The 21531-nt window shown below is 61.8% G+C and carries 22 protein-coding genes; 7 read left to right on the forward strand and 15 right to left on the reverse strand.

Annotation, left to right across the window (positions count from 1 at the left end; genetic code table 11):
• Positions 1-25: 25 nt before the first annotated feature.
• Together BLL38_RS04185 and BLL38_RS04190 are read right to left on the reverse strand one after the other, a co-directional pair.
• Positions 26-391, reverse strand: coding sequence for a cupin domain-containing protein (locus tag BLL38_RS04185; protein ID WP_076961396.1), 366 nt, complete (start codon positions 389-391; stop codon positions 26-28).
• A gap of 30 nt (positions 392-421) precedes the next feature.
• Positions 422-1720 (reverse strand): NAD(P)/FAD-dependent oxidoreductase, encoded by a 1299-nt coding sequence (locus BLL38_RS04190; RefSeq protein ID WP_076961397.1) that lies wholly within the window; start codon positions 1718-1720, stop codon positions 422-424.
• Positions 1721-1926: 206 nt separating this feature from the next.
• On the opposite strand from BLL38_RS04190, the gene hpaR (BLL38_RS04195) reads away from it, so the two are divergent.
• Complete coding sequence (gene hpaR, locus BLL38_RS04195; protein ID WP_076961398.1) at positions 1927-2349, forward strand: homoprotocatechuate degradation operon regulator HpaR; 423 nt, start codon at positions 1927-1929, stop codon at positions 2347-2349.
• 149 nt (positions 2350-2498) lie between these two features.
• On the opposite strand, the gene hpaI is transcribed toward hpaR (BLL38_RS04195), so the two are convergent.
• The 8 genes from hpaI to BLL38_RS04235 form a co-directional block, all read right to left on the reverse strand.
• Positions 2499-3299 (reverse strand): 4-hydroxy-2-oxoheptanedioate aldolase, encoded by an 801-nt coding sequence (hpaI, locus tag BLL38_RS04200; protein WP_076961399.1) that lies wholly within the window; start codon positions 3297-3299, stop codon positions 2499-2501.
• 18 nt (positions 3300-3317) lie between these two features.
• The gene (gene hpaH, locus BLL38_RS04205) at positions 3318-4121 is read right to left on the reverse strand and encodes a 2-oxo-hept-4-ene-1,7-dioate hydratase (RefSeq protein ID WP_057441657.1); all 804 of its coding nucleotides are present in this window, start codon (positions 4119-4121) and stop codon (positions 3318-3320) included.
• A 12-nt stretch (positions 4122-4133) separates the two neighbouring features.
• A complete protein-coding gene (locus tag BLL38_RS04210) occupies positions 4134-5438 on the reverse strand; it encodes an MFS transporter (RefSeq protein ID WP_076961400.1) in 1305 nt (434 codons plus the stop codon).
• A gap of 45 nt (positions 5439-5483) precedes the next feature.
• Positions 5484-5876 (reverse strand): tautomerase family protein, encoded by a 393-nt coding sequence (locus tag BLL38_RS04215; RefSeq protein WP_076961401.1) that lies wholly within the window; start codon positions 5874-5876, stop codon positions 5484-5486.
• A gap of 76 nt (positions 5877-5952) precedes the next feature.
• Complete coding sequence (hpaD, locus tag BLL38_RS04220; protein WP_076961402.1) at positions 5953-6810, reverse strand: 3,4-dihydroxyphenylacetate 2,3-dioxygenase; 858 nt, start codon at positions 6808-6810, stop codon at positions 5953-5955.
• Positions 6811-6957: 147 nt separating this feature from the next.
• Positions 6958-8418 carry a 5-carboxymethyl-2-hydroxymuconate semialdehyde dehydrogenase gene (hpaE, locus tag BLL38_RS04225; protein ID WP_076961403.1) on the reverse strand — a complete coding sequence of 487 codons (1461 nt, stop codon included), beginning with the start codon at positions 8416-8418 and terminating at the stop codon, positions 6958-6960.
• A 5-nt stretch (positions 8419-8423) separates the two neighbouring features.
• On the reverse strand, positions 8424-9194 hold the full coding sequence (locus BLL38_RS04230; protein WP_076961404.1) for a fumarylacetoacetate hydrolase family protein: 771 nt from the start codon (positions 9192-9194) through the stop codon (positions 8424-8426).
• Entirely contained in the window at positions 9191-9856 is a 666-nt protein-coding gene (locus BLL38_RS04235) for a fumarylacetoacetate hydrolase family protein (RefSeq protein ID WP_076961405.1), read from the reverse strand. The genes BLL38_RS04230 and BLL38_RS04235 overlap by 4 nt, the downstream gene beginning before the upstream one ends.
• A 127-nt stretch (positions 9857-9983) precedes the next feature.
• Between BLL38_RS04235 and hpaA the strand changes: the two genes are divergently transcribed.
• Positions 9984-10877, forward strand: a complete 894-nt coding sequence (gene hpaA / locus BLL38_RS04240) for a 4-hydroxyphenylacetate catabolism regulatory protein HpaA (RefSeq protein ID WP_076961406.1) — start codon at positions 9984-9986, stop codon at positions 10875-10877.
• On the opposite strand, the gene BLL38_RS04245 is transcribed toward hpaA, so the two are convergent.
• A complete protein-coding gene (locus BLL38_RS04245) occupies positions 10878-12134 on the reverse strand; it encodes an OprD family porin (protein ID WP_076961407.1) in 1257 nt (418 codons plus the stop codon). It abuts the gene before it with no gap.
• Positions 12135-12347: 213 nt separating this feature from the next.
• On the opposite strand from BLL38_RS04245, the gene hpaR (BLL38_RS04250) reads away from it, so the two are divergent.
• Both hpaR (BLL38_RS04250) and BLL38_RS04255 read left to right on the forward strand, forming a co-directional pair.
• Entirely contained in the window at positions 12348-12770 is a 423-nt protein-coding gene (hpaR, locus tag BLL38_RS04250; RefSeq protein ID WP_076961408.1) for a homoprotocatechuate degradation operon regulator HpaR, read from the forward strand.
• 40 nt (positions 12771-12810) lie between these two features.
• Complete coding sequence (locus BLL38_RS04255) at positions 12811-13821, forward strand: GlxA family transcriptional regulator (protein ID WP_090413001.1); 1011 nt, start codon at positions 12811-12813, stop codon at positions 13819-13821.
• 9 nt (positions 13822-13830) lie between these two features.
• On the opposite strand, the gene BLL38_RS04260 is transcribed toward BLL38_RS04255, so the two are convergent.
• The gene (locus BLL38_RS04260; protein WP_076961410.1) at positions 13831-15069 is read right to left on the reverse strand and encodes a methionine gamma-lyase; all 1239 of its coding nucleotides are present in this window, start codon (positions 15067-15069) and stop codon (positions 13831-13833) included.
• Positions 15070-15192: 123 nt separating this feature from the next.
• Here BLL38_RS04260 and BLL38_RS04265 point away from each other — a divergent pair, with 123 nt between their 5' ends.
• Together BLL38_RS04265 and BLL38_RS31640 are read left to right on the forward strand one after the other, a co-directional pair.
• Positions 15193-15663 (forward strand): Lrp/AsnC family transcriptional regulator, encoded by a 471-nt coding sequence (locus BLL38_RS04265; RefSeq protein WP_076961411.1) that lies wholly within the window; start codon positions 15193-15195, stop codon positions 15661-15663.
• 160 nt (positions 15664-15823) lie between these two features.
• The gene (locus BLL38_RS31640; RefSeq protein ID WP_076961412.1) at positions 15824-17239 is read left to right on the forward strand and encodes a M10 family metallopeptidase C-terminal domain-containing protein; all 1416 of its coding nucleotides are present in this window, start codon (positions 15824-15826) and stop codon (positions 17237-17239) included.
• 3 nt (positions 17240-17242) lie between these two features.
• Here the strand turns inward: BLL38_RS31640 and pmrG are convergent, their stop codons facing one another.
• Entirely contained in the window at positions 17243-17893 is a 651-nt protein-coding gene (gene pmrG, locus BLL38_RS04275; RefSeq protein WP_076961413.1) for a lipopolysaccharide core heptose(II)-phosphate phosphatase PmrG, read from the reverse strand.
• Positions 17894-18187: 294 nt separating this feature from the next.
• Here pmrG and BLL38_RS04280 point away from each other — a divergent pair, with 294 nt between their 5' ends.
• Complete coding sequence (locus BLL38_RS04280) at positions 18188-19645, forward strand: ATP synthase subunit B family protein (protein WP_076961414.1); 1458 nt, start codon at positions 18188-18190, stop codon at positions 19643-19645.
• A 39-nt stretch (positions 19646-19684) separates the two neighbouring features.
• Here BLL38_RS04280 and BLL38_RS04285 read toward each other — a convergent pair whose 3' ends face one another.
• Both BLL38_RS04285 and BLL38_RS04290 read right to left on the reverse strand, forming a co-directional pair.
• Positions 19685-20773 (reverse strand): SMP-30/gluconolactonase/LRE family protein, encoded by a 1089-nt coding sequence (locus tag BLL38_RS04285; protein WP_076961415.1) that lies wholly within the window; start codon positions 20771-20773, stop codon positions 19685-19687.
• Complete coding sequence (locus BLL38_RS04290; protein WP_076961416.1) at positions 20770-21456, reverse strand: sterol desaturase family protein; 687 nt, start codon at positions 21454-21456, stop codon at positions 20770-20772. The genes BLL38_RS04285 and BLL38_RS04290 overlap by 4 nt, the downstream gene beginning before the upstream one ends.
• Positions 21457-21531: the final 75 nt, after the last annotated feature.

Raw genomic sequence — 21531 nt, forward strand, 5'->3', positions numbered from 1 at the left:
CCCGCTCCCACATAAAACAACGCAGTTATGCGACCGCCAAGTAGTGTTTGACGAAACTCTCGCTCAGCACTTCCCACAGCACCGGCGTGCCCTGGGTCACGAACCAGCTGTCACCGGCCTGGTAGCGGGTGCTTTGGCCGGTGTTTTCGTCGGTCAGGCGCACCTCGCCAGTGACCACCGTGGCTTGTTCATGAAACGGATAGACCATGCGGAATTTGCCCCGGGTGGTGCCGAAGTAAGCGCTGCTGACCTTGTCGGTGGGGGCGCCGAAGGTCATTTTGCCGAAGGACTTGAGCTCGCCGGCGAGGATCTCGGCGCCCAGATCGGCAACGGTGCCCCAGGCATCGAGTTCAGACAGCTGGATATCTTTCTTGAGGGTAACGAAGGTCATGGCAGTTGCTCCAGAGGGATAAAAACGGGATTAGCGGCGACCATTCCAGTAACCGGACAGTTGGTGCCAGGATTTGCCGGCGGTCAGCAGCAGGGGGCGGATTGCATCCTTGCCGATAATCGTCGGGCGGTGGATCGAGCTGACCAGGTCATAGCGCGCCGAGCCTTCGCTCATGCCTTCGGCCAGGACCTTGCAGATGATGTGGCTGGGGGTGACGCCAAAGCCCGAGTAACCCTGGACGAAAAACGCATTGCTACGCCCCGGCAGGGTGCCGACCTGGGGGAACAGGTTGGGGCTGCAGGCCATCGGGCCGCCCCAGGCCAGGTCGATCTTCACGTCCTTGAGGTAGGGGAAAATCTTCAGCATCAGCTTGCGGTTCCAGGCTTTCAAGTCGCCGGGAATGTGCTCTACCAGCGGCGTGGCGGCGCCGAACAGCAGGCGGTTTTCGTTGGTCACGCGGTAGTAGTCGATCACCGGGCGGATATCGCTGTAGGCCCCACGGATCGGGCTGATGCGCCGGATCAGTTCTTCGCTCAACGGCTCGGTCATCATCTGGAACGCGTAGGTGTTGATGGTCGAGCGATGCAGCTCCGGCTCCAGCTTGTTGAGGAAGCTGTCACACGCCCACAGCAGCTTGCTGGCCCTGACCGAGCCGCGTCCGGTGCGCACGGTGATGCGCTCGCCATAGCTGACCTCCAGCGCCGGGCTGTTCTCGAAGATTTGCACGCCATGGCCGGCCAGGGCGCTGGCTTCGCCCAGCAGCAGGTTCAGTGAGTGCACATGCCCGCCGCCCATATGCAGCAGGGCGCTGCTGTAGGCGTCGGAGCCAATGATCTGCTTCACGTCGGAGCCGCCGAGAAAGCGGATTTCATGCTGGCTGTTGAGCGACTTGAAGTCTTTTTCCCAGGCCCGCAGGGTCTTTTCCTGGCGGGCGTTAAAGCCCATATAGCCGTAGCCGTGGCAGAAGTCGGCATCAATGTTGTACTTGGCGATCCGCGCCTTGATGATGTCGGCGCCCAGGTCGCTGATCTCGAACACCTGGCGCAGGCCGTCTTCGCCGACGTCTTGCTTGATCTTCTCCAGGTCGTGGCCGATGCCGGCCATGATCTGCCCGCCATTGCGCCCGGTGCCGCCAAAGCCCAGGTAGCGCGCCTCCAGCACGACGATATGGGTGATGCCTTTTTCTGCCAGTTCCAGGGCGGTATTGATCCCGGAAAAGCCGCCGCCAATTACCACGACGTCGGCCTCGATGTCCTGTTCCAGGGTGGGGAAACTCAGGTTGTACTTCTTGGTCGCGGTGTAATACGTGGGGGTTTCAATGTTGATCATGGCGCCGCCTGAAAAGTGAAGGAAGGCTCTAAAGCAGATGTCTTCATTAGGGCCCCTGGCGCCAGCAATGTCTTGATCCTGCGTGCCGGGGCTTTTGATTCAGCGCGCCATGAACGTGCGCGACCCCTAAGTTATAGCGCTTGCGCGGAGTGGGGATGTTAGAGTTTCGTTAAAACATTAACTAAATAGCACGTGACCCTGACTCTATGCTCAAACCCCGGCAGTCCTTGACCCTCACTTTGCTACAGGCCCGCGAAGCGGCCATGAGTTTTTTCCGCCCCTCGCTGAACGAACATGGCCTGACCGAGCAACAATGGCGGGTGATCCGCATCCTCAATCAACACGACGAACTGGAGATTTACCAACTGGCGGAACTGGCCTGCATCCTCAAGCCGAGCATGACGGGCGTGCTGGTGCGCATGGAAGCGGCGGGGATGATCCATCGGCGCAAGGCCGAGCAGGATCAACGGCGGGTCCTGGTGACCCTGGCGGACAAGGGCCGGGCGAGTTTTGCCTCCATGAGCCAGTGCATGGAGGCCAACTACCAGCGCTTGCAGGAACAGTTGGGGGCGCAGAAATTGCAGACTTTGCTGGGGTTGCTCGATGAGCTGAAAAGCATCAAGCGTTGAAACACCACACATCCAAAATGTGGGAGCGGGCTTGCTCGCGATGGCGGTGGGTCAGCCAATAAATTTGGTACTGATACACCGCCATCGCGAGCAAGCCCGCTCCCACACAAGCCCGCTCCCACATTGGGTTCTGCGGTGTTGGAGGGTGATTAGTACACGCCACCAGTGCTCGCTGGCGCGGGTTTGTCTTTGAACTTGCCCACCAACCCCTGCAACCCACGCATCAGCACCGTGGTATCCACCCCCACCGCGACAAACCCGGCGCCCAACTCGATGTAGCGCCGGGCCAGTTTCTCATCGGCACTGAGAATTCCCGCCGCCTTGCCCGCCTGGCGAATCCGCGCAATGGCATCTTCGATTGCCGCTTGCACATCTGGGTGCCCCGGATTGCCCCGGTGGCCCATGGAGGCACTCAAGTCCGCCGGGCCGATAAACACCCCGTCCACCCCCTCGACGGCGGCAATTGCGTCAAGGTTGGCCAGGCCTTCGAGGCTTTCGATCTGCACCAGCAGGCACATCTGCGCGTCGGCCTGGTCCAGGTAGCCGTCGATGCTGTTCCAGCGCGAAGCCCGTGCCAGGGCGCTGCCCACACCACGGATGCCCTGGGGCGGATAGCGCATGGCGCGCACCAGCTCCCGGGCCTGGGCGGCGCTTTCGACCATCGGCACCAACAGGGTCTGTGCGCCGATATCCAGCACCTGCTTGATCAATGCGGTATCGCCGATCACCGGACGGATCACCGCCTCGCTGGCGTAGGGCGCCACGGCCTGCAATTGGCCGAGCATGCCGCGCAAGTCGTTGGGCGCGTGTTCGCCGTCGATCAGCAGCCAATCGAAACCGGCATTGGCCGCCAACTCCGCGCTGTACGCATCCGCCAGGCCCAGCCACAGGCCGATCTGCGTTTCACCGCGGGTGAGCCGCTGTTTGAAGCGGTTGACAGGCATGTCCATGAATCAATCCTCCAGATGTCAGACGAAGCGGCAGGAAATCGAACCGAGCATGTCGTAGTCGACATGGAAGGTATCGCCCGGGCTGGCCGCCACCGGCCGGGTAAACGAGCCGCCGAGGATGATCTGCCCCGGCAGCAAGGTGACGTCGTAGGGCGCCAGCTTGTTTGCCAGCCAGGCCACACCCTTGGCCGGGTGGTTGAGCACGGCGGCCGAGACCCCGGACTCTTCGATCACGCCGTTGCGGTACAGCACCGCCGGCACTTTGCGCAGGTCGATCTCGGTTGGCCGCACCGCGCGGCCGCCCATGACCACACCAGCATTCGCGGCGTTGTCGGAGATGGTGTCGAACACTTTGCGCGTGGCCTTGGTGTGTGGGTCGATCTGCTGGATACGCGCGTCGATGATTTCCAGGGCCGGGATCACCCACTCGGTGGCGTCGAGCACATCGAAAATCGTGCAGTTGGGGCCCTTGAGCGGTTTGCCGAGGATGAAGGCCAGTTCGACCTCGACCCGCGGCACGATAAAGCGCTCGAACGGAATGTCGGTGCCTTCCTCAAACAGCATGTCATCGAGCAGCGCACCGTAGTCCGGTTCGGTGATGTTCGACGACACCTGCATCGCCCGCGAGGTCAGGCCGATCTTGTGCCCGACCAGCTTGCGCCCGCCCTTGATCTTCTGGGCGACCCAGGCGCGCTGGATGGCGTAGGCGTCTTCGATCGTGATCGCCGGATGCTCAAGGGAAAACTGGCGTACCTGTTCGCGACTGCGTTCGGCATGGTCCAGCTGGGCGGCGGCTTGCAGGATGAGCTGTGGATCAAGCATGACAAGGGTCTCTTACTGAGGGTTGACGATGGCAGCGTTGGTGCGCAGCACCAGCAGGCCGCCAAGGGCGATAAACAGCGCCAGCACGTACAGGGCGAGGCTGGCGCTCTGGGTGGTGTCGCGCATCCAGCCGATCAGGTAGGGCGCGAGGAACGAGGCGATGCTGCCAAACGAGCTGATCATGGCGATCCCGGCCGCCTGGGTGCAGTTGGACAGGAAGGCCGGCGGCAGTTGCCAGAACATCGGCAGCGCGGCGCTGGCGCCCATGCCGGCGACAATCAGGCCGCCCATCACCACCAGCGAGTTGCCCGGTGCCAGGCCCGCTACGGCAATCCCGGCGGCGGCCATCAGCAGCGGCACGCACAAGTGCCAGCGGCGTTCGCGGTGGCGGTCCGAGGAGCGCCCGCAGCCGATCATGAAGAAGCAGCCGGCCAGGTAGGGCACGGCGCTCAGCAGGCCGACCTGGCTGTCGCGGCCGATGCCGGCGCCGTGGATCAGGGTGGGCATCCAGAACGCTAGGGTGTTGACCGCCAGCATCACCGCAAAGTAAATCGCCACCAGCAGCCACACTTGCGGGTCGCGCAGGATGCCGCCAAAGGAGGTGATGGATTTGCGCTTTTCCTCGGTGTTCAGTTGCTCGCGCAATTGTTGCTTTTGCGCAGGTTGCAGCCATTTCACCGTTTCAAAACTGTCCGGCAGGTACTTGAGTACCACCAGGCCCAGCAGCACCACGGGGGCGCCTTCGATCAGGAACATCCACTGCCAGCCGCGCATGCCGCCAAAGTCGTGGAAGTGCTCCAGGATCGCCCCCGAGAGCGGCCCGCCAATCACCCCGGCCATGGGCACGGCGATGGCGAACAGGGCAGTGATCTGCGCCCGGCGGCGCGCCGGGTACCAGCGGTTGAGAAACACCAGGATCCCCGGGAAGAAACCCGCCTCGGCCATCCCCAGCAAAAAACGCAGGACGTAGAAGCCGGTGGAGCTTTCGATCCACAACATGCTGGTGGACAGGATGCCCCACACTACCATCAGGCAGGCGATCCAGCGCCGTGGCCCGACCCGGTCCAGGGCGATATTGCTGGGCACGCCGAACAGGGCGTAGGCGATAAAGAACAGGCCGGCGCCGAAGCCATACACCGTGTCGCTGAAGTGCAGGTCGCTGCTCATCTGCATCTTGGCGAACCCGATGTTGATCCGGTCCAGGTGGGCAAACAGGTAACAGATCAGCAACAACGGCATCAGGCGCCAGGTGACGGTGCTGTGGGTGCGATCATGCTCGGCAAGGGTGACGCTGTGTGCGGTATTGGCTGTGCTCATGATGTTGTACTTTTTGTCTGAGAGGCCGTTGGGGGGAGGCGGGGGTCAACCCGCCTGGTTACTTAAAAATGCATGGACGTTGTTCTGTTTGAAGTTCAACTGCGGGTGCAGCTCGATCATCTCGAAGGACAGGGCCAGCAGCCGTTGTGCCTGCAGGGCGGCGAAGTGCTCGGTGATCACCCTGAACAGGGTTTCAGCCACCGCCTGGCGGGTCGGCAGGTCGCGACCGTGGCCGACCTTGAGGGTCATGTGGACGAAGGCGTAGTCGTGCTTGCCATCGGCCATGCGCCAGGTGTCCAGGCGCACCGCGCGGCTGCGGATGCCGGCGAGGGGGAACACGCCACTGTCTCCCAGCACCTGGTGGACCTTTGCAAACAGCCCTGGCAGGTCGGCCTGGGAGTCGAGGTTGTCGGTGTATTCGGCGATGAAATGTGGCATGCAAAGCCTCCTTCTGTTCGCGATTTAATGTGGGAGCTGTCTCGCCGGGCGAGACAGCTCCCACATCTGGGGGGACTCAGAGCGGGAAAATGGCGTTGATCTGGCCAGTGCCGGAGCTGCCGAACGGCTCGGTGATAATCTCGGCCGGGCGGTTGTACTCAGGCCCGCCGAGCAAGCCCAGGAGCATCGCGGTATCGTGCATCTTGCCCTCGCCAAAGCAGTGTTCGGCGTAGTCCGGGAGCATCGCGCAGAACTCCTTGAAGCGGCCTTCACGCCACATCTGCACGACGTGCATATCCACTTGCTTGTCGAACTCGCGGGTCCAGTTGTGGATATTGGCTTCGGCTTCGCGGTCGTCGGAGAAGCGGTGCGACAAGGAGCCGGAGGCCAGCACCAGCACCTTGCGATCACTCTTCTCGATGGCCCGGCGCACGGCGGCCCCGAAGGCGAAGCTGTCTTGCAGGCGATGCCAGGCACACCAGGCGGCGATGGAGATCACCTTGAATTTCTGCTCATCGGGCACATCCATGTGCATGTAGCGCATGGGCACCAGGGTGCCGTATTCCAGCTCCAGGCTCGGGATGTTGTGGTTCATGGTGCGCACCCCGGCCAGGTTGGCTTCGGCGGCAATCAGCTCGCCCAGCTCCGGGCAGCCGGGGTAGGCGTACTCCATGTTCTTGATGAAGTGCGGCAGCTCGTTGCTGGTGTAGGTGCCCTGGAATCGCTCGCCGCCGTTGACGTGATAGCCGCTGTTGACCAGCCAGTGCACATCGAACACCACGGCGGTGTCGGCCCCCAGTTCACGGGCGCGGCGCCCGATTTCCTTATGGCCGGCAATCGCCGCGGCGCGGCAACCGTGGTGCTTGCCCGGCAGTTCCGACAGGTACATGGAAGGGACGTGGCAGATTTTCGCCGCCAGGACTATTTCACCCATGATCATTCTCCTGATTTCATTATTCTTGTTGGTGCGCTACGGACCGTGTAGGAGCGAGCTTGCTCGCGAAAAACCCAAGGTCAGCGCGTTAACCCTGAACGTCAGCGTTATCGTTGACGAGCATCGCGGGCAAGCCCGCTTCCACAGTTACACGCCCCAGCGCGGGATGTGATGGCTGCCCATGGAGATGCACACGTTCTTGATCTCGGCGAACACTTCGAAGCTGTACTGGCCGCCTTCACGACCGGTCCCCGAGCCCTTGACCCCGCCGAACGGCTGACGCAGGTCGCGCACGTTCTGGCTGTTGATAAACACCATGCCGGCCTCGATGCCACGGGCCAGGCGATGAGCCTTGCCGATGTCCTGGGTCCAGATATAGGACGCCAGGCCGTACTCGGTCTCGTTGGCCAGTTGCAGGGCCTGGGCTTCGTCCTTGAAGGGAATCAGGCACACCACCGGGCCGAAGATCTCTTCCTGGGCGATGCGCATGTTGTTGTTGACGTCGGCGAACACGGTCGGCTGGATAAACTGCCCGCGTGCCAGGTGCGCCGGCAGGTTGGCCGGCCGCTCCAGGCCGCCTGCCACCAGGTTGGCGCCTTCTTCGAGGCCAATCTTGATGTAACCGGTGACTTTGTCATAGTGGGCTTGTGTGATCATCGAACCCACCTGGGTGTTCGGGTCTTGCGGGTCACCGACAATCAGGCGTTTGGCGCGGGCGGCGAACTCGGCGACGAACTGCGGGTACACACTCTCCTGGATAAACACCCGGCTGCCGGCGGTGCAGCGCTCGCCGTTGAGCGAGAAGATGGTGAACAGCGCGGCATCCAGGGCCCGTTCGAGGTCGGCGTCTTCAAAAATCAGCACCGGCGACTTGCCGCCCAGCTCCATGGAGTACTTCTTCAGGCCGGCGCTCTGCATGATCTTCTTGCCGGTGGCGGTGCCGCCGGTAAAGGAGATCGCCCGCACATCCGGGTGACGCACCAGGGCATCGCCGGCGGTGGCGCCATAGCCCTGGATCACGTTGAGCACGCCCTTGGGGATCCCCGCTTCCAGGGCCAGGCGCCCCAGTTCGTTGGCAGTCAAAGGCGACAGCTCGGACATCTTCAGCACCGCCGTGTTGCCCAGGGCCAGGCACGGGGCGGTCTTCCAGGTGGCGGTCATAAATGGCACGTTCCACGGCGACACCAGCGCACACACCCCCACCGGTTGGTACAGGGTGTAGTTGAGCATCTGGTCGTCCACCGGGTAGCTGTGGCCGTCCATGCGTGTGCAGACTTCGGCGAAGAAATCAAAGTTGTGCGAAGCCCGTGGAATCAGCACGTTCTTGGTCTGATGGATCGGCAGGCCGGTGTCCAGGGTTTCCAGTTCGGCCAGGTGCGGCACGTTCTGCTCGATCAGCTCGCCGAGCTTGCGCATCAGGCGCGCGCGCTCCTTGGCCGGGGTGTTGGCCCACTTCGGGAAGGCTTCCTTGGCCGCAGCTACGGCCTGGGCGACTTCTTCGGCGCCACCGCTGGCCACCTCGCCAAGCGCCTCGCCGGTGGCGGGGTTGTAGTTGATGAAGGTGTCTTTGCTTTCGACCTCACGGCCGTTGATCCAGTGTTTGATCATGGTGCTCAAGCCTCTTTGCGGGCGGCGAAAAAGTCCGCCTCGCTGACAATTCGGTTGACCAGGCGGCCGACGCCTTGCACTTCCACCACCACTTCATCGCCGGGCACTACATCGGCCAGGCCTTCAGGGGTACCGGTGGCGATCATGTCGCCGGGTTGCAGGGTCATGAAGCTGGACAGGTATTCGATCAGGTAGGGGATATCGAAAATCATGTCGCGGGTGCTGCCTTCCTGGCGCAACTCGCCGTTGATCCAGGTGCGCAGGGTCAGGTTGCCCGGGTCCGGTACATCGGCCACATCGACGATCCATGGGCCGACCGGGGTGGTAGCGTCGCGGTTTTTCACCCGCAGGTTGGGGCGGTAGTAGTTTTCCAGGTAGTCGCGGATCGCGTAGTCGTTGCACACGGTGTAGCCGGCCAGGTACGCCAGGGCGTCCTCGCGCTTGACGTTGCGCGCCGGTTTGCCGATCACCGCCACCAGCTCGCACTCGTAGTGCATATAGGCGATGTTGTCCGGGCGCCAGGTGACCTGGTTATGCCCGGTGTAGGTGCCTGGCGACTTGATAAAGGCCAGCGGCTCGGTCGGCGGGGCGAAGGCCAGTTCGGCGGCATGGTCGGCGTAGTTCAGGCCCAGGGCGAACATATTGCCGGTGGCCGGTGGCAGCCATTGCACCTGGTCTTCGGCCAGCAGCCGGCCGTCAGCCAGGCGCACAGCATTGAACTCTTCGACGTGGACCTGATGGACCTGGCCTTCAAAACGGATACGCGCGTGTTTCATGGCTGTTCCTCGGCCTGGATGTGGTTGACCAGGCGGCCCAGGCCACTGATCTCGACTTCGACGGTGTCGCCGGGCTGTACATCCACCCGGCCTTCAGGCGTACCGGTGATCAGCACATCGCCCGCATGCAGGGTCATGAATTCGCTGATCTCGGCGATCAGCCGGGGAATGTCGCGCACAAAGTTGGCCGTGGTGTTCTGCTGGCGCAACTCGCCGTTGACGAACAGCTTGAGGCTCAACTGGTGAGGGTTGGCGATCTGCTCGCGGGCCACCAGTTCAGGGCCCAGGGCGCAGAACCCGTCGCGGCACTTGGCTTTGACGGCGGGGCGGTAGTAGCTGTCTTCCGGCAGGCTGAACTCATTGACGATGACATAGCCCGCCACATGCTCCAGGGCATTTTCCACGCTGACGCGGCTGGCGCTTTTGCCGATCACCACGCCCAGGGCCGGGCCCGGTTGCAGGCGTTCGCCGTGGGGCTGGACCACGATGCCGGCGTGGCTGTTGCGGGTGTTGGGGGTCTTGATAAACAGCACCGGCTTGACCGGCGGCTTCTGGTACGGCGGCTGCTCGAATTCGGCGAGACGCTGGTTCAGCAAGCCCTGGTAGTTCAGCGCGACGCCGAACAGGGTGCCGCTGGCAACATCATGCAGGGTACGGCTCATGCATTTCTCCTGGCGATGGCGACTGCTCTGGAGGCAGTTCGTTAATGTGTTAACGTTATAATTAATATGTTAACTACCGTCAAGCGTGGCAAAATCATCGGGTGCAAAAAACAATAAAGAGACGCCTGTGAAACCGATCCCCAACATCAACATCGGCCAGGTCTACGACCAGCGCTACAGCGATGCCGACGTGCATTACGACCGGCTCGGCAACCTGGCGGGTTTTTTCGGGCGCAACATGCCCGTGCATCGGCATGACCGGTTTTTCCAGGTGCATTACGTCAAGAGCGGCGCGGTGCGGGTCTATCTTGATGACCAGCAGTACCTGGAATCGGGGCCGATGTTTTTCCTCACGCCGCCCACGGTGGCCCATGCCTTTGTCACTGAAGCCGACGCCGATGGTCACGTACTGACCGTGCGCCAGCAGTGGGTGCGGGCGCTGGTCGATGCCGACCCGAGCCTGGCGCCCGGGCCGCAGATCCCGCCCGCCTGTGTGGCGCTGGCCCGCCTGGCGCCTGTGTTCGAGCCCGAGATCAAGCGGCTGGAGTGGCTGTTCGACGAGTTGAGCGGGGAGATCAACAGCACCGGCGCGGGGCGGGCGGCGGCCCTGGCAAGCCTGACCCGCCTGATCATGATCAGCCTGCTGCGCCTGTGCGCCAACTCCCTGGAAGCACTCCCGGCGCGCCACGAAGACTTGCGTATCTTCCATCGCTTCAATGAGCTGATCGAAGACCACTATTTGCTGCATTGGCCGCTGTCGGCGTACGCCGAAAAAATTGGCGTCACCCAAGCGCGGCTCAACGACGTATGCCGGCGCATTGCCGACCTGCCGTCCAAGCGCCTGGTGCTTGAACGGCTGATGCAGGAAGCCAAGCGCCTGCTGCTGTTTACCGGCAGTTCCGCCAATGAAATCTGCTACCAGCTGGGCTTCAAGGACCCGGCCTATTTCAGCCGGTTCTTCCAGCGCTATGCGCAGATGACGCCGGGGGAGTACCGCCTGCGCCAAGCAGGCCTGCGCTGATCACCACAACGCCAGGCTGTAGCCGATGATGATGCGGCTTTCGTCGATATCGCTGGTCAGGCCGTTGCTCGAGCGCAGGGTTGCGTTACGCAGCCTGACGTTGACGTTTTTCAGCGGCCCACTCTGCACGGTGTAGGTCAGGTCGGTATCGCGCTCCCATTCGCGGCCATTGCGCACGCTGGCGGTTTGCACATGGCTGCCATCCACATAGCGCGTCATAAAGGTCAGCCCCGGCAGGCCGAGGGCAGCGAAGTTGTAGTCATAGCGCGCCTGCCAGGCATCGGTCTGGGCCTTGGTGAACACGTTGATGGTCACCAGGTTGACCGAATAGGGGTCCATGCCGGGGTAGGCGAAATCACCGTCGCCCGAAAGGTTTTGATAGCCCAGGCCCACCTTGTGGGCCCCTGCCGACAGGCTCAGCATGCCGTTGAAGAACCGGTTGTCGATGCGCCCGCCGTCTACCCGCGAGGCGCCGCGCAGTTCATGGCTGCCTTGCTCGCGGGTATCGAAGTAGCGCAGGTCGCTGCGCAGGCTCATGCCGTTGCCCAGCGGCAGGTCGTGTACCAGGCCGATGAAGTGCTGGCGATAGATGTCCTGCATTTGTGCGTAGTAGTAAGTCGTCGCCAGCTGTGGGGTGATGGCATAGGTGCCGCCGGCCAGGTCCAGGTGGCTGCTGTCGACGCCGGCGTAGCTCATCGGGTCGTTGCTGGAAGAGTCGCGCAGGTTCTGTTTTTCCAGGCGGCCCAGGTTCAGGGTCAGGCCGGCGATGTCCTGGGAGGTGACCAGCTCGCCGGTATAGGTCGAGGGCAGGAGCCGGGTGTCGTTGTAGGCGGCCACGGGCAATTGCGGCTGCAGGGTGCCGGCCTTGAGCACGGTTTTCGAGACCCGCACCTTGGCCGTCAGGCCCAGTTCACTGTAATTGGCGACCGGTTGCTGGCTGGCGCCATACGCCAGCAGGCCGGTGCCACGGCGGTCGCGACTGGAGTCGAGCTTGACCCCCAATTCGCCCAGGGCATCCACGCCAAAGCCTACCAGGCCTTCGGTGTAGCCCGACTCCAGGCGCAGCACAAAGCCCTGGGCCCATTCATCGGCCTTGTTCTGCGGCGCGTTGGTCTGGCGAAAGTCGCGGTTCATATAGAAGTTGCGCAGGTCGAGGCTGGCCTTGCTGTCCTGGATAAACTCGGCGTAGGCGCTCAAGGGGCTGAACGTAGCGCACAGGCCGGCGCTGGCCGCCAGGGGAAGGAGGCGCAAATGCATGACAGATTCCTTTTGTTGTTTTTGTAGGTATCGCCCTTCGGATCGCTGAAGGGAGTAGCATATTGTTAACATGTTATATTTATTATGGGTAGACAATTTGTGCCGATTTAAAATAATTCATATCGAGGTTAACGAGTTTTTGCGGCGGCCAGCTTGCATGCCCATGGAGCCGACCCTAAGCTTCGACGCTTCGATCTCTTTTGTGCGTGAGCCATGTCCACTCCCAGACCTTCCCTGACGCTGACCCTGTTGCAGGCCCGCGAAGCCGCCATGGCGTTTTTCCGGCCGCTGCTCAATGAACATCAATTGACTGAACAGCAGTGGCGGGTGATTCGTATCCTGCGCCAGCAAGGCGAACTGGAGAGCCATCAACTGGCGCACCTGGCCTGCATCCTCAAACCGAGCATGACCGGCGTGCTGGCCCGCCTGGAGCGCGATGGCCTGGTGCGCCGGCGCAAGTCCAGCGAAGACCAGCGCCGGGTGTTCGTGACCCTCACCGAGCAGGGGCAGCAGTGCTTCGTCGAGATGAGCGCGGGGATGGAAAGCAACTACCAGAAGATCCAGGAACAGTTCGGCGAAGAGCAGTTGCAGCAACTGCTCGAATTGCTCAACCAGTTGAAAAACATCAAGCCCTAAGCGCTGGCCGGCGATGGCGCCGCAGACAGGTCGAACCCCCATGCAAAGACGGCAATTTAGCGGTGGGATGAAAGGCAAGAACCTGCGCTACCTGAACGAAACCCCGGGCCAGGCCCCGCGCCGGGTGCGTGCGGGGTTTGTGTTGCTGGAGCACTTTTCCCTGCCGGCCTTCACCCAGGCGTTGGACACCCTGATCACCGCCAACCTGCTGCGCCCGGGGCTGTTCACTTCGCGCACCTTCGGCCTGGACGGGCAGGAGGTGACCAGCGACCTGGGCCTGGTGATTCGCCCGGACGCGCGCCTTGAACACAGCGCGCTGGCCGACCTCGACCTGCTGGTGATTTGCGGCGGTTATCGCACCCAGCTCAAGGCCGGCGAAAGCTTTATCGAACTGCTCAAGGCCGCCGCGCAGCAGGGCGTGATCCTCGCCGGCCTATGGAACGGTGCGTGGTTTCTGGGCAAGGCCGGGGTGCTGGACGGCTATCGCTGTGCCATTCACCCGGAACATCGCCCGGCCTTGACGGAAATCGCCAAGGCCACCCAGGTCAGCAGCGAGCCCTATGTGATCGATCGCGACCGCCTCAGCGCATCCAGCCCATCCGGTGCGTTCCATATGGCCCTGGACTGGATCAAGAGCCTGCACGACAAGGCGCTGGTGGAGGGCATCGAAGATATCCTGGCCTTTGAGGAGTCGCGGTACCGGCGGATCAAGCCCGCCGAAAATATCTGCGTGAGCGCGCCGCTGCGTGAAGTGGTGCGCCTGATGGACGCCAACCTCGAAGAGCCCCTGGCCCTGGAGCAACTGGCGGTGTATGCCGGGCGCTCGCGACGCCAATTGGAGCGCCTGTTCCGCGAGCAACTGGGCACCACACCGCAGCGCTATTACCTGGAGCTGCGCATCACCGAGGCCCGGCGCCTGTTGCAGCACACCGAACTGTCTCAGGTCGATGTGCTGGTGGCCTGCGGGTTTGTGTCGCCCAGCCACTTCAGTAAATGCTACAGCGCCTACTTCGGCTACCGCCCTTCAAAGGAAACCCGGCTGGTGAAATAACCGCCATTCCTACACGGAATGGGTCGCCGGTTTGCTCGCCGGTGTGCGCTTGACGCAATGCGCCAGTGCCTGCTCAAGATCGGCCAGCAGGTCCGCGATATCCTCCAGCCCCACCGACAACCGTACCAACCCTTCGCCAATCCCATGCTGGGCACGTTCTTCCGGGGTGTAGGTGGAGTGGGTCATGCTCGCCGGGTGCTGGGCCAGGGATTCGGCATCGCCCAGGCTGACTGCGCGGCTGAACAGCTTGAGCGCGTTCATAAAGCGCCTGCCCGTGGCGATGCCGCCCTTGAGTTCAAAGGCAATCATGCCGCCTGACAGTTTCATCTGACGTGCTGCCAACTCGTATTGTGGGAAGGAGCGCAGGCCGGGGTAGGTCACCGACTCGACCGCCGGGTGGGCCTGCAGGGCCTCGGCCACGGCCTGGGCATTGCTGCAATGGCGATCCATGCGCAGGGCCAGGGTTTTGAGGCCGCGCATCAATAAAAAGGCGTCCTGGGGCGACAGGACGGCCCCCGTCAGGTCCTTCAAGCCTTGCAGGCGAAGGCGCTGTGCCAGGTCGTGGCGGCTGACGGCGATGCCGGCGGTGATATCGCCATGCCCGCTGAGGTACTTGGTGGCCGAATGCACCACCACATCCGCGCCCAGTTCCAGCGGGCGTTGCAGGTAGGGGGTGCAGTAGGTGTTGTCGACCACCACGGTGATGTTCGGTTGCTGGTGGGCGATCCTGGCCACGGCGCCAATATCGATCAATTGCAGGTTGGGGTTGGCCGGGGTCTCGCAGTAGATCATGCGGGTCGCGGGGGAGAGTGCGGCGCGCAGGGCGTCGAGGTCCGACAGGTCGACATGGCGCACCTTGACGCCGAACTCGCCAATGCCGTGGTGCAGCAGGGCGAAGGTGCAGCCGTACAAAGTCTGGCTGACGATCACCTCATCGCCGGGGCGCAACAAGGTCCAGAAGGTCGCGGCAATCGCGCCCATGCCGGAACTGAACGCCACCGCCGCCTCGCCGCCCTCCAGGGTGGCCATGCGTGACTCCAGCAGCGCCAGGGTCGGGTTGGAAATGCGTGTATAAAAGTGCCCGCTTTCTTCGCCGGCAAAACACCCCGCGCCGTATTCGGCGGTAGGGAAGGCGAAGGTCGCCGACAGATAGATCGGCGGCACCAGGGCACCGTGATGGTCTTGCGCATCGTAGCCGTGGTGAATGGCACGGGTAGAAAAGCCGAATGTGTTGTGTTTATTGTGCATGTCGGACACTCCTTATTTCCTACAATGCTATGCTCATAATCGAGGCCGAACGTTGCCTACTTTGCCGAAAAAAACCGTTGGCGAAGGATGAAACCCCATAAAAATAATGATTTGAGGCAAGACATGCCCAGCCATCTGGACCGTACCGACAAAGCCCTGCTCAACGCCCTGCAAGGCAACGCCCGCCTGACCGTCGCCGAACTGGCCGAGCGGGTGTCCCTGACCACCTCGCCGTGCTGGCGCCGGGTCAAGAACCTTGAAGACAGTGGCGTGATCAGCGGCTACCAGGCGATCCTCTCGCCCAAGGCCCTGGGCTACGGGGTCACGGCTTTTGTCAGCATCATGATGGACACCCACTCCAAGGAAATCGCCCGGGCGTTTGAACAGCGGCTGCTGGACATCCCGGAAATCGTCGCCTGCCATAACGTGTCCGGGCGTTATGATTTTTTGCTGGAAGTGGTGGCCAAGGACCTGGAGTCCTTTGGCGAGTTCGCCCGCGAGGTGTTGCAGACATTGCCGTGCGTGAAGGAAATCTATTCGAGCTTTTCCTATAAGTCGGTCAGGCCGTTGCGGGTGATCCCGTTGCCGGGGTGATGGCTGTATCCGCGTGTGACCAAAGGTCTACGAAGTGCCGTTTCCTATAGGAAATGCAGACCGTTCGTGATACCCCAGCGGGTACGGATCCTTCAAGGTTCAGTCTGCGGAGCGTACTCAACCGTGCGCCCCGGATCTGAAACTTCAAGGAGCCACCGCCATGTCGACCTCTGCAATGCAAGGTAGCCCGCTGTTCCGAACGATTGACCAGTTTCGCCATCGCGATGATCGCGGTGGCGGCATCCAGCACAATGGCTTGCCATCCAAGACCACTGAAGAGGCGGCCCAATCGCTATGGCGTGCCAGTTCGGGCTGGCCGGACAAGAACGGTGACGGTATCCGCCAGGTCTCCTACACGTTTCGCCCCGCGCCTGCCGACCCCAAGGCGGTCTGGCAGAAAATGACCGGGTTCACCCATATCCTCGAAAATCAAAGGCAACAAACCAGGCGCAGCCTTGAGTCCATTGCGGATGTGGCGAACGTCACGTTCAGCGAAGGGCCGAAGACAGCCAACAGCGATGGGCACATTACCCTCGGCAATTATGGGCAAATGATCGGCAGCAATGGCAAGCCCCAGAGCGGCTACTCCTTTGCAGTCCTGCCGGGCAGCAGCCGTGGTGGCGAAGTGTGGTTTTTAAGCACGGATGACGATCAGTACATGGTCAATGCGACCCTTGGCGATGCGGGGCGGCACACGATTATCCATGAGCTGGGGCACGCCATGGGGCTGCGGCATCCCGGTCACTACGATGCCAGCGCTCCCCATGCCCAATTCGATTTCCATGAAGACTCGCAAAGCCATACCAACATGAGTTACCGGGGCGAGCGTACCGGCTATATGCGGCATGACGGTTTTCGTTCATCGGCGCCGCAACTGGACGATATAACGGCTTACCAACGCCAATATGGCGCAAATTTCAAGACCCGTAATGACGACACCACCTATGGCTTCAACTCCAATACGAATCGCGACTTCCTGAGTATCAAGAGTCATGGCGACAAGATGGTCGCTGCCATTTGGGATGGCGGCGGGACCGACACCCTGGATTTTTCGGGCTATGGCCAGGACCAGAAAATAAGCCTCGGGGCCGGTACGTTTTCTGATGTGGGGGGCCTTAAAGGCAACGTGGCCATTGCTTATGGCGTGACGATCGAGAATGCCATTGGCGGATCGGGCAACGACTGGCTGGTGGGCAACGCCGCGAATAACGAGCTGCACGGTGGTGATGGCGACGATGTGTTCTACGGCGCCGAGGGGGCCGACTCATTGTGGGGGGGCGAAGGCAATGACATCTTTGTCTACGGCAAAACCAACGAGTCCAGCGCTGCGGCGCCGGACCGGATCCACGACTTTGTCAGTGGGCAAGACCAGGTCGATGTGTCAGGTCTCAGAGCGCAATTGGGCGATAAACCGTTGCAGTTTGTCAGGCGTTTTTCCGGGGCGAGCGGCGAAGCTATCGTGGACTATGATCCGCTGTTGAACATGAGCACGTTGCAGATTTCTGGGAACCCCAACGAACCGACCTTCCTGCTGCAGGTGCAGGGACAACTGCGGCGCAGCGATATCATGAGCTGAGCACTAAAGGTGCCCAAGGGCGGTGGCCCAGTCCTGGCTGTTCAGTACACCCAGCACCTTGAGCTTGCCGTTAGCCCTCACCTGGACAAACAGCGAACTGCCGTATTCGGCGCCATCGGCATGGGGATAGCCCAGTACCCGTTCCAGCTCGCCGATGCATTCGCTGTGGGTGACCAGCAACAGGTTGCGCCCGGCGATCTTGTGGGCAGGCAGTTCGTGCACAAGGGCCGTGCCGCACAAGGTCAAGCGGTCGGGTAACACATGGGCTTCACCGAACATGAACCGCGAGGTTTGCACCGTGCGCGTGGTGGGGCTGCTCAATACATCGCTGTGGGACATGCCCAGGGTCTGGAATGCGCTACCCACTGCCGCCGCCGAGACACTGCCGGGGCGGGTCAAGCCATCCGCAGGGCCCAGGCAGGGGTTGTTGGAGCGGTCGCAGCGTTCTTCATGGCGCACCAGCACAATCAGGTTGCCACTGCGCCAGGCCGCCAGGGCCCCTGAAGTGACCAGGCGATTGCCGACGCTCAGGTTCTGCGGCGAGGTCGGCCAGAGTATCGCGCCCATGATCACCAGGCACAGGGTAAGGAGCGCGATGAAACGCAGCCATGACTGTTTGAAGGTGTTTGCCCGGGGCCCTTCTGGGCGATTCATGTCAACCACACTCTTCACCCTGGCACCTGAGGCACAGCTGTTTGCGTTGCCGGGCAATTTAGGGGGCGGGGCGTGGTCGGCCAGTGAAAGCGATGTGAAAAAATTGCCTTGGTTTGTTGCAAGGCCTGCTTGGCTGTGATGGTTTGGCGCGTTTGACGCAGGGGGTAGCTTTGCTTGCATTCAATCAAAAAATATACTGTACATATATACAGTTATCTTCTACAGTCCATCCCAGGTGAACGGATTTCACCGCGCACCCAAGCCACAAATTTTTTAACTATGGATGGATAAAAAATGAAATCGAAAAAAGCCTTTATGCTAGGCGCGGCCATGGCGGCCTCCTGCTTTGTTTCGGCCTTTGCCCTGGCCGAACAATACCCTGCGCAAGCACCTGCAAAACTCGCGGCCCAGGCGGTCAAGTCTGCGGTCGATCAGGCGCTTAGAGCGGGTGGCAAGGTTGAGTCGTCGAAGCTGTCGGCCGAACTCAAGCAAAAACTCAAGGCGGCCAAGGTCGGCAAGTCCAAGGCTGTGGCAAGCAAGGCAGCAGTGAACAGTGAGGCGGTGGAAGCGGTCGTTGACGGTCTGCAAAAACCAAGCGAACTACAGGGCGCAGCGATTGCGGCCTTTACACCGTTGTTCCCGACGCTTGATATCAATACCCTCTACACCCTCACCGGGGTCGAGACCGGGGCGCAAATCGCCTACCACTTCAATCTGCCTACAAGCGCGCGCATCCAGGTCCAACTGCTGAACCAGAGTGCCGGCACCGATATGTCGCTGACCCTGTTCCACGACGACGGCCAGGGCAACCTGACACCGCTGGGCACCTCTGATAACGCAGGCAGCGCCGATGAATACCTTAACGGCGTGATGCCTGCCGGCGATTACTACTGGTACATGGTGGCCAACACCGCGAGCAATGCGCAATTCAGTTTTGGCGTGGCGGTGGACAGCAATATCGATGCCTTCGAGCCCAACGACACCGCACAAAGCGCATTCGCCCTGCCGGATGCACTGAACCAGGTGACCGGCAACCTCGATAGCGTCAACGATGTCGATTACTTCGACTTCACCTCCCTGCGTGGCCAGGGCGTGGGCATGTTCCTCGGCGATGACGACGAGGGCACCCGCAACCAGTGGATCTTCGAGCGTTTCGATGGCAACAACTGGGTGGTGATCCAGCCGAACAACACCTCCACCTATCCAAGCCTGACCCCTGGCTACATCGTCAAAGTGCGGGTGCGAGCCAACCCGGCGGTAGCCCTCAACCCCAAGGCGCAATACAAGTTGACCCTGGGGTCGGCGCCGCGCCTGAACCAGAGCAATGTGAACGGCGACAACGTGGTGCGTATCCCCAGTTCGATCATGCAACTGGCCACCCAGGCCTCCCGCAGCCTGAGTTGGAGCACCCAATGGTCGGACAGTACCGGCGAGCCACTGCGGGGCGTGACCCCGGTGCTCAGGGTCGATAAGCGTTTTGATGACAGTAACCAGTACCACTGGGTCAACTACGAGGCCAAGACCGGTATCACCGGTGCGGCATCCGGCAATGTCGACCTGGGCAGTTGCTCCGGCGATCTCAATGTGGTCTACCCGGACAGCTCGTCCGGCCAGACGTACAACTGGCGGACCTGGTTCAACATGGGCGGCTGGCGCATTGAACTCAAGGAGTTCCCGGGCGTGGGTGTAGGCGGCAATATCACGCAGTACGTCAGCCTGGGGCATATCTGCAGCCAGACCATCGTGCGCTGACCGCTCCATTCCCGTAGGCACTGGCTGGCCAGCCGGCGCCTACGGGTTCAACGCCAGTTTCAGCGGCAGCCGCGCCAGGCTGGTGTTCTTCAACGAACCCAGGTACAGCCAGTCGCCAGACTCGCGCGCGCTGGTCACCGGCGAATAATTGCCCGCGCTGCCATCCTGCAAGTTAGCGACCACCTGGCCATGCACATCCAACCCCAGTACAAAGGCTTTGCGCTCCACGGGCTTGGGCACCACCATCAGCGCTCGCACCACCATCTTGCGTACCGCCGGGTAACCGGCCAAGCCATCGAGCAAGGGATTGCGCGGGGAGTACAGGGCCACCCAGAAGCGGTCGCGGCCGTTGAAGCTGAGGTTGTCCGGCAGCCCCGGCAGGTTGTCGATAAACAGGTCATGGCTGCCAGCCTTGTCGCCCCTGAGCCAATAGCGACTGATGCGATAAGCCCCGGTTTCATTGACCAGCACATAGTCTTCATCCGGCCCCAGCGCCACGCCGTTGGCAAATTGCAACTGATCGAGCAACACCTCGGTCTGGCCGTTGCGAAAGTCATAGCGCAACAACCGGCCATCGCCACCATGCTCGATCACTGCCTCACCATCCTGGCCATAGCCCCAGCGGCTCGACGCGTCACTGAAGTAGGCGTAGCGCCCGGCAGCATCCACCGTTACATCATCGGTAAAGCCGAAGGGCAGGCCATTGGCACTAGTGCTCAGGGTGGTCAGTGTGCGCTGGCCGTCCAGGGCCAGCAGGCCTTTGATCCCATCGGCAATGATCAGGCGCCCGTCCGGGTGTTGGGCCAGGCCCAGCGGCCGGCCCCCGGTCTGGGCCAGCACCTCCAGGGCCTGGCTGTCGGGCGCGGTGCGGATGATCCGCCCATCATGCAGCCCGGTAATCAGAAACCCCTTGGCATCCACCAGCAACGCTTCAGGCCCGTCGATGCCTTGGGCGCCGATGCGCTGGATGCCCTTCAGACGCTGGTTTTCGCGGTAGGGCTCCTCCTGCAGCGACGGGGCCTTGGGCGGTGTCCAATTGACCGGTTGCACCGGGGTGGGCATCAACAGCAGGAAGGCGACGACCGCGATCAATACCAGTAGCAGCCAGTGACGGATTTTTTGACTCATGGTGCTTCCCGAGGCTCTTGGGAGGGGGGCGTGGCGGGCTCCCAGTGCAGTGTGCCGAACAGGTAGTCCATCAGCGGCAGCACGATGTTGAAGTTGCGCCCCTGCATCAACTCACGGCGGTGATGCAGCGCGTGGAGCTGGTGCATGTGCCGGATCCACGGCAGGCGGGCCAGGGGATGGGCAGGGGGCAAGTGTTCACAGGCATGGAAGATTTCGTAAAGCAGGTAACCCAGGATCATGCACCCGGCGAACAGCCCCGCCACGTTGGGGTTGAACTGCTTGAGCAGCCACCAGGCGGGGAGGGTGATGGCCAGGCTGTGGAGGATGATCAGCCAGGCAGGAAACAGGATCACCCGCCAATCCCTGGGGCTGTCGTAGGTCATATGGCCGGGGGTGAAAAAACTGTGGTGATCGCCGGTGTGGCGTGCATAGAACAGCTTGGAAAAACCGTGTTTACGATGGCCGAGGTGGCGGTGCACGAGGTAGATGCACAGGTTGAAGAACACCAGGGTCAGGGGGATGGTCAGCCATTCCCAGGCCTGGATGTGCTGGGTGCTGCCCCAGGCCAGGAGGATGCAGGACAAACCGTAGCTCAGCACAAAACCGGCATGCAGCCACGGGTTGTAGCGTGGGTGGACAGCGGCGCGGTAGCGTTGGCGAAAGGCCTCGGTGGGATGGGTCATGGCGTAGCCCGTTGTATTTTTTGTTGGTGAGTGAGCTTAGCCCGGCCCGAGGATTTTGCGAGCTGAGCCCAAGCA

Origin of the sequence: Pseudomonas gessardii (genome assembly GCF_001983165.1) — a bacterium.
In the GTDB taxonomy this organism is placed as follows: domain Bacteria; phylum Pseudomonadota; class Gammaproteobacteria; order Pseudomonadales; family Pseudomonadaceae; genus Aquipseudomonas; species Aquipseudomonas gessardii.

Coding starts and splice junctions, on each gene's coding strand:
- BLL38_RS04185 (WP_076961396.1), bottom strand. CDS start 391: ATGACCTTCGTTACCCTCAAGAAAGATATCCAGCTGTCTGAACTCGAT.
- BLL38_RS04190 (WP_076961397.1), bottom strand. CDS start 1,720: ATGATCAACATTGAAACCCCCACGTATTACACCGCGACCAAGAAGTAC.
- hpaR (WP_076961398.1), top strand. CDS start 1,927: ATGCTCAAACCCCGGCAGTCCTTGACCCTCACTTTGCTACAGGCCCGC.
- hpaI (WP_076961399.1), bottom strand. CDS start 3,299: ATGGACATGCCTGTCAACCGCTTCAAACAGCGGCTCACCCGCGGTGAA.
- hpaH (WP_057441657.1), bottom strand. CDS start 4,121: ATGCTTGATCCACAGCTCATCCTGCAAGCCGCCGCCCAGCTGGACCAT.
- BLL38_RS04210 (WP_076961400.1), bottom strand. CDS start 5,438: ATGAGCACAGCCAATACCGCACACAGCGTCACCCTTGCCGAGCATGAT.
- BLL38_RS04215 (WP_076961401.1), bottom strand. CDS start 5,876: ATGCCACATTTCATCGCCGAATACACCGACAACCTCGACTCCCAGGCC.
- hpaD (WP_076961402.1), bottom strand. CDS start 6,810: ATGGGTGAAATAGTCCTGGCGGCGAAAATCTGCCACGTCCCTTCCATG.
- hpaE (WP_076961403.1), bottom strand. CDS start 8,418: ATGATCAAACACTGGATCAACGGCCGTGAGGTCGAAAGCAAAGACACC.
- BLL38_RS04230 (WP_076961404.1), bottom strand. CDS start 9,194: ATGAAACACGCGCGTATCCGTTTTGAAGGCCAGGTCCATCAGGTCCAC.
- BLL38_RS04235 (WP_076961405.1), bottom strand. CDS start 9,856: ATGAGCCGTACCCTGCATGATGTTGCCAGCGGCACCCTGTTCGGCGTC.
- BLL38_RS04245 (WP_076961407.1), bottom strand. CDS start 12,134: ATGCATTTGCGCCTCCTTCCCCTGGCGGCCAGCGCCGGCCTGTGCGCT.
- hpaR (WP_076961408.1), top strand. CDS start 12,348: ATGTCCACTCCCAGACCTTCCCTGACGCTGACCCTGTTGCAGGCCCGC.
- BLL38_RS04255 (WP_090413001.1), top strand. CDS start 12,811: ATGCAAAGACGGCAATTTAGCGGTGGGATGAAAGGCAAGAACCTGCGC.
- BLL38_RS04260 (WP_076961410.1), bottom strand. CDS start 15,069: ATGCACAATAAACACAACACATTCGGCTTTTCTACCCGTGCCATTCAC.
- BLL38_RS04265 (WP_076961411.1), top strand. CDS start 15,193: ATGCCCAGCCATCTGGACCGTACCGACAAAGCCCTGCTCAACGCCCTG.
- BLL38_RS31640 (WP_076961412.1), top strand. CDS start 15,824: ATGTCGACCTCTGCAATGCAAGGTAGCCCGCTGTTCCGAACGATTGAC.
- pmrG (WP_076961413.1), bottom strand. CDS start 17,893: ATGAATCGCCCAGAAGGGCCCCGGGCAAACACCTTCAAACAGTCATGG.
- BLL38_RS04280 (WP_076961414.1), top strand. CDS start 18,188: ATGAAATCGAAAAAAGCCTTTATGCTAGGCGCGGCCATGGCGGCCTCC.
- BLL38_RS04285 (WP_076961415.1), bottom strand. CDS start 20,773: ATGAGTCAAAAAATCCGTCACTGGCTGCTACTGGTATTGATCGCGGTC.
- BLL38_RS04290 (WP_076961416.1), bottom strand. CDS start 21,456: ATGACCCATCCCACCGAGGCCTTTCGCCAACGCTACCGCGCCGCTGTC.